The organism is Gammaproteobacteria bacterium, from assembly GCA_016199745.1.
GTDB lineage: Bacteria > Pseudomonadota > Gammaproteobacteria > Acidiferrobacterales > Sulfurifustaceae > JACQFZ01.
The window spans coordinates 1-5,934 of the sequence record JACQFZ010000018.1; the positions used below are offsets into that span (position 1 = coordinate 1).

General features: G+C 57.3%; 8 protein-coding genes. 2 read left to right on the forward strand and 6 right to left on the reverse strand.

Going from position 1 to position 5,934, the window contains the following annotated elements; genetic code table 11:
• The 6 genes from HY308_04250 to HY308_04275 form a co-directional block, all read right to left on the reverse strand.
• A partial coding sequence (locus HY308_04250; GenBank protein MBI3897493.1) for a hypothetical protein occupies positions 1–512 on the reverse strand: 512 nt, incomplete at its 3' end.
• 207 nt (positions 513–719) lie between these two features.
• Entirely contained in the window at positions 720–1,115 is a 396-nt protein-coding gene (locus HY308_04255; GenBank protein ID MBI3897494.1) for a type II toxin-antitoxin system YafO family toxin, read from the reverse strand.
• A complete protein-coding gene (locus HY308_04260; protein ID MBI3897495.1) occupies positions 1,106–1,282 on the reverse strand; it encodes a hypothetical protein in 177 nt (58 codons plus the stop codon). Before HY308_04260 ends, HY308_04255 begins: the two co-directional genes overlap by 10 nt.
• Complete coding sequence (locus HY308_04265; protein MBI3897496.1) at positions 1,279–1,656, reverse strand: hypothetical protein; 378 nt, start codon at positions 1,654–1,656, stop codon at positions 1,279–1,281. Before HY308_04265 ends, HY308_04260 begins: the two co-directional genes overlap by 4 nt.
• Positions 1,657–1,768: 112 nt before the next feature.
• A complete protein-coding gene (locus HY308_04270; GenBank protein ID MBI3897497.1) occupies positions 1,769–1,948 on the reverse strand; it encodes a hypothetical protein in 180 nt (59 codons plus the stop codon).
• Between the two features lie 374 nt (positions 1,949–2,322).
• Entirely contained in the window at positions 2,323–2,607 is a 285-nt protein-coding gene (locus HY308_04275) for a hypothetical protein (GenBank protein MBI3897498.1), read from the reverse strand.
• Positions 2,608–4,026: 1,419 nt separating this feature from the next.
• Between HY308_04275 and HY308_04280 the strand changes: the two genes are divergently transcribed.
• Together HY308_04280 and HY308_04285 are read left to right on the forward strand one after the other, a co-directional pair.
• Positions 4,027–5,055 carry a DNA-binding protein gene (locus HY308_04280; protein MBI3897499.1) on the forward strand — a complete coding sequence of 343 codons (1,029 nt, stop codon included), beginning with the start codon at positions 4,027–4,029 and terminating at the stop codon, positions 5,053–5,055.
• A gap of 315 nt (positions 5,056–5,370) precedes the next feature.
• Positions 5,371–5,571, forward strand: a complete 201-nt coding sequence (locus tag HY308_04285; protein MBI3897500.1) for a hypothetical protein — start codon at positions 5,371–5,373, stop codon at positions 5,569–5,571.
• The last annotated feature ends 363 nt before the right edge of the window (positions 5,572–5,934 follow it).

The following is a 5,934-nucleotide window of genomic DNA, read 5'->3' on the forward strand; positions in this document are numbered from 1 at the left end:
TTTTGCGTTTTCTCAAAATACACCGCCGCCGCCGTTGCGGGAGACTTTCCGCCAACCATATAAAACAACTCTACGTTAGGATTCCCATAGAGCTGAATGGATGGAATTGGATCGACCCCAAAGGTGTAAGGTGTTGGGGGATCAAACTTATACTCTTTAGTTAACGCTTTCGGCAGTTTGTCAGATAGCTGAGGCAGTGGTTGAATGAAGTTCCGAAAGCCCATATAAGGCACCGACAGCCCTTTCTCACCCGTGGGGCGAGCCGTAAGCCGCGTCCCCGGTAGAACCGCTTCTTGAATCATTTGCCAGACACTGGGCTCCCCATGGACCAGCTGATCTTCAAAATAGGTATCCACATAATCGCAAACTTGCATTACTTTGCGAAACACTTGATTGTGTGATGGGCTTATCGTATTAAAAAGATCTGGCCAACCGTTCTTCGAGTAAATTTGCTCAACGATAACGTAGACGGGTTGCGGTATGCAGGTTTTGCCACCGATTTTGTTATCCATGCCACCCTCTTTATAATTAATTATTAAGACTGAAGGATTTCAGCGCGACAATATCAACGACATCTCTTCCCCAGTCAATAAACGCGAATAAACCATTAGTAGTCGCGACCCAAACTGACAATTACGCGATTTGCTTGTTTGCACAAATGGGCAGCGCGCTGAAATTGTACCGGGGCGCCGCCGGCGCGCGGCGGCTGCAAAAAAAAACTAGTACTTCGTTTTAAATTTTTCCGCGATTTCGGCAAGTGCAGCCATGAATGTCACTTTTTTGGCCTGCTCGTGGGCTTTTTCCCTTAGCATCGTAATCATTAAATAGTTACTCGGATGAGATCCGCAGCAATACACTAGATGACAATCACTTACCCTACGATACTGGACGACGGCAAGGTGCCAATAAGGTTCACTCGCTTTTTCATACAAGTGGAGGTGACGTAGGTCTGCGGCAACAACCGAGCTCGGCCAATGATAAGGTGCGTCCCGACCAAACGACTTTGACGCTACTCCCGTTTCTTTATACTCCCTAAATTCATCGACCAGTCGTCTTGCTTCGTCGTCGGTTAATAACTCTCTAAATTTTTGTGAGGTAAATACTTTTATAGCCACTCGGTAAATACCTCCGGCTCATTGGGATCGCGCGGTTGAGTTGCCTCTTTTTCCAAAGCCGTCGTCATTTTTTCCGCAATAAACAAAATTTCCGCTGGCGTTAATTCCTGATTTGGTTTTCCAATATGCAAAGGTCTGACGTCAATACGAACCTTATTGCTGCTCATTTTTTGTCCTCCGTAGTGGCTTTTACGGGCGTGCGAAAAATTTTAACCTGCCCAATTTTTATAACCTCCCCCGTTTCGGACATCTGATAGGGGAGCGACGTCAGCAGCTCCAGCAACTTAATAAATTTGAAATCTACGAGTTTTAAGAAATCGAATAACGCTGCCAGAGGAATTTCGTTGCCTTCCGCCGTCAGCATGTATTGAGTGGATTCCACATCGCTCTTGTAAGTCTCGATAACCAAATAGCTGTCGTCCCCTTCCCCGTAAACGCTCAACGTCATATCGGCATCGGCAAAGGAAACACGTCGATGGTTAACAAGTATCGCAGCCCACGCTGTGAACGTACTGAGACCGCCTAGTGTTAAATTACTCAAGCTTAAATCTCCCATTTGTACGAAGTGAAATCACCGGCATCTTTCAACAAAACGCTGGCGCGTACAAGCCAGATGTTGGAACAAAAACGACGTAATACTTACCACTCCCCGCTTAGGCGGCAGGAGGCGTCCGTTGCGCTTTGAGCTGTTCGCGCAAGGCGTCGATTTCCGATTTCGCCATCTGCAAATTCTTCTCCCTTAGCGCGATCGTATCGTTCAGCCCGGCGGCAGTCGCTTCCGCCGCCATCCGACCGGACTCGCTGGCGGTCAGCTCTTCTTTGTTGATGAGCATGAGCCGCGCCCGCCGTCAGCACGCGATCGAGATGGCTAGTACGCGCCTCGGCCGCTTGCCGTTCCTCTCGGCGGCTCATCGCCACCGCGTTTTGGTAGTCAGTGGACTGTTTCCGATTTTGGTTCAGTTGCCGTCTGTTGAAAGAAAAGTGTCCCACATTGCGAAGTAATTCTGTCCCACTTACATCCGCATCAACTTTCATTCTTAAATTTCATTGGAAGCAACATGGTTCCATTACCAACGCAACGATGGCGTCTTTCCGAGAGTTTTATGAATGAAAAAATATGGGATCGAATTGCTTCAACCGACGATTTGCATCTGCGCATGGCCGAGCCACAGCAATACCTTGCGCAGCTCGCCGGTCGCTTGGAGCATCATCTTTCATTGACCCATTTCGCGAGCTCCACATTCACCTCACGTACCGAGAACTTCTTCGGATCAAACCCACTGCCAAGCCACTCGCGCACCTCCCGCCGGCGCCCACCGCGCCCACGCAACGCGCGCAAAACCTCGGCATACCCCGCGGGTCCGCCGCAGTCTTCCGGCGGACAGGCATATTTGCCGGCAATACATCGCGGCGACGGATTGCCGCTGACGACGCGCTCGATGCGGATCTCACGGTCGGCACGCGGGCCCGGCGCCAAATGGTCGGCTCCCAGTACAGCAGCTCGATCCGAAACTCGTAGAGCGTGGTCGCAAGTTGTCGAGTGGTTGTCGGTGCCGGCGGTGCGACGTCATCCGGGTTCGATTGGTTCGCCGGCCTCCGCCGAACTCGCGTAAGCGGAAGGATCTTGGCCGTCGACCGGTCAACGTCGCTGTTTGCTTCTTCCGGATCCTCGTCATGTAGCGTCGCTGCGCTGACCGAGTTGTGGCCTGGTGCCATCAAAGCACTTAATTTGTCGAGTAGCGGCGCGGTCGCGTTGTCCTCCAGTTGCCGCCCTTCCTCAATATACTCTCGCACCGTCGTATCGCTCTTCCACCCGCCCTGCTTCTTGATCGCCTCGAAGGCGACGCCCTCGCGCGCGGCCGACGTGGCCACGCCGCGGCGCAAACTGTGACTGCTGAGGTCCGGCACGAAGTCGAACCCGCACGCGCTCCCGATCGTTTTCAAAATTGTGTTCACCGCGCCGGCACCGAGCGCCGTCGGTTTCATCATGTCGCGCCAATCGATCGGCCGAAACACGGGTCCGACGTCGATGGCGGCCATGGCGAGCCAGTGCCTCAGCGCCACCACCGGACACGCACCGGGCCCGCCGGCTCGGATCGCGCGTGTCATGCCTTCGCCGGTTTGATCGGTCTTCGAGCGCGGCAACGCGATCAGCATTCCTTCGGGTTCAAACGTGACGTGAGCGACCTCGATGGCCACCAGCTCGCTGCGCCGAAAGCCACCGAAGTAGCCGAGCAATAACAACGCCGTGTCGCGCGCAGCTTTCCTCGTCGGCGGTTGCGCACGCAACCACGCGAGCATCGTCGCGACGTGCTCGAGTCGGAGCGCCTTGGCTTTGCGTTTCGGCCGCCCGTGTTCGCGGCGGATGCCGGTCAGCGTCTTCCGCACATCCGGCGCCACCGTGGGATCGGCGAATCCCTGGTAGCGATGCCAGTTCCCGATCGCGGTGACGCGCAGCTCAAGGGTGCGGGGATTGAGCGTTTCCGCGAACTGCACCAAGTAATCCATCACCGCGCGCGCGTCGCACGGAAGCGCCCGACCCGACGTCAGAAAATGGCGCACCGCCGACCGGTACGCCCGGCGCGTATTGCTGGCGGTGGCCGCCGTGAGCAACTTCTGATGGGCGTGGGCACGCTCCACGAGGTCGCCCGCCGTCGTACTGTTAGTCCGATTCGCCGGTGGCGCGACCGATTTCGGGGTTTCGGCGTTGCTGGTCATCCCCTGCCTCATGCGAGCTGTTTTGGACGGCGTTACGCGGGTCGAAAACCTCGACTCGCTGATGACACCGATGATAAGTGTTCTTATCATCGGTTTCAACTAATCATATTATTTCCGTTTTCAACTTCTATATATTCCAGTATATTACGTGTTACGTGTTACGGTTCGTTATTCGTGGAGACTCCATTGCCGTATGGCCAGGCCCGGCATTACCTACAACGACGTTAAGAGGGCCGCCGATGAGATCGACGGCGACGGGATCAATCCGACGATCGATCGCGTGCGCGCCATCCTCGGCACCGGCAACCGCGGCACGATCGCGACCCACTTAAAGCGCTGGAAAACCGAACACGGCCAAACCGCGGCGCTGGTTAACCTGCACGGACTGCCCACGGAACTCGCGCTCGGCTTGCGGAACCTTGTCGACCAGGCCGAAGCGCAGGCGGCGCGGCAGGTGGCCGAGCTGGAGGGCACCTATCGCGTCGACGCCGCGCGCCAGGCCGCGCAAGTCGATGCGCTCACCAAGGAGCACGCGGCGCTCATCGATGCGCACGCCCGCCAGTCGACCGCGCTCACGGAGGCGCGCGCGACCATTGAGCGGTTACAGTCAGACGTTCAACAACGAGCGGCTGCACTTTCCGATAGCACGCACGCGCAGCGCGCCCTGGAACAGCGGCTGCACGATCGCGATGGTGAGGTGGATCGGTTGGTGGCGGAGCTGAAACAACATCGCGACCAGTTCGAGCGCTATCAAGAGGCGGCCGCGCGCAGTCGCCAAGAAGATCGGCAAGCGGCCGAGGCGCGCGCGAACCAGCTCGAACACGCGCTTGCCGCGGCGCACACCGCGCTTCGGGACAAGGATTCCGCGATTGCGGCGGAGCGCGGCGCGTGGTCGGCCGAGCGCGGCGGGCTGCTGGCGCAGCTGCGCGACAGCCACGCGACGGAAACGTCGACACGTGCCGCGCTCGCCGATACCAACGCGCGGCTCGAAGGAATGAGCAGGCAACTTACGGCGACGACGGAATCGCTGGAGGCGCTCGCCGAGGAACACCGGCGTGTGCAAGCGTTGCTCGCCGCCGGCGAGACGCGACGCGCGGTACTCGAAGCAACAGTAACCGGCCTGCACGAAACGATAGGGCGCCTGGAAAAGGCAATTCCTCGGACGGTGGCGCCGGCCGGTGGCGGCGACCCGCCGCAGAAGCCGCCGCCCGACAAACGCTAGCGGACTTGGTGTGAGTGCTGCGTGAATAACGGTTTTTCGAGATCGAGGGAGTGACGATTGACGATGTAAACCAATATGCAGTCGGACTGGGTCGTAGACAATTTTGCCGCCGCCGGCGGGGCCTGGCCTGGATCGTGATGCGAGTTGTAGCGGGCACAGGGGTTTCGCGATAGCTATTTGATTGACCCGATCGTCGACGGTAAGCCGTTCAGCAAAACCGGGCAGGAGCGCATGTGCGGTAATAGCAAGCGACGTAGTTGACTTCGCCAAACCGTTTACGGGATTACAACGGTACGAGAGACTGAGGAACGAGTCATGCAACGATTGATTGTCGTCTATGAGCCACACAGTGGCGGATTGTTTCCGTGTATCGAGTCCGACGATGACTCGGACCTGTTGACAGCATGCGATGACCTACCCGTAGCGCACGTGTTCGATGAGATTTCGGCGCGGCGCTACTCGCGCGACGTGCTGCATGCAGCGGGTTTCCGTGTCGCCGGCGCGCACCGAAATTGAGTCGCTTTAGGCTATGGCGGGGCGGCGGCCGCGCGAGTCTTTCCGCCGCATTGCTGCTGCTTGTCATTGCCGATTCCGATGCGGTCGCGGGCAAAGCACAGCGCCTCCCGGCGGGCGCGACGTTTGAAGCTGGGTTCTCGCCGCGCGCCGGCGCACTCGAACTAGTCTTGAAGGGCATTCGCGGGGCCCAGCAAACCATCCGCGTCGCCTCTTATAGCTTCACTAGGGCGTGTCATCAATTACACAACCCGCCATAATCCCAACCTCAGTCAATCAACACGAGGCAAGAACACGTCGGATGACAAGGAGATATGGACTTCGAGACGACCAATGGGAGCGGATCAAGGATTTACTACCCGGCCA

What these genes read in the sequence shown, in the direction of transcription:
- HY308_04260 (MBI3897495.1), bottom strand. Translation starts at nt 1,282, where the DNA reads ATGAGCAGCAATAAGGTTCGTATTGACGTCAGACCTTTGCATATTGGA.
- HY308_04270 (MBI3897497.1), bottom strand. Translation starts at nt 1,948, where the DNA reads ATGCTCATCAACAAAGAAGAGCTGACCGCCAGCGAGTCCGGTCGGATG.
- HY308_04280 (MBI3897499.1), top strand. Translation starts at nt 4,027, where the DNA reads ATGGCCAGGCCCGGCATTACCTACAACGACGTTAAGAGGGCCGCCGAT.
- HY308_04285 (MBI3897500.1), top strand. Translation starts at nt 5,371, where the DNA reads ATGCAACGATTGATTGTCGTCTATGAGCCACACAGTGGCGGATTGTTT.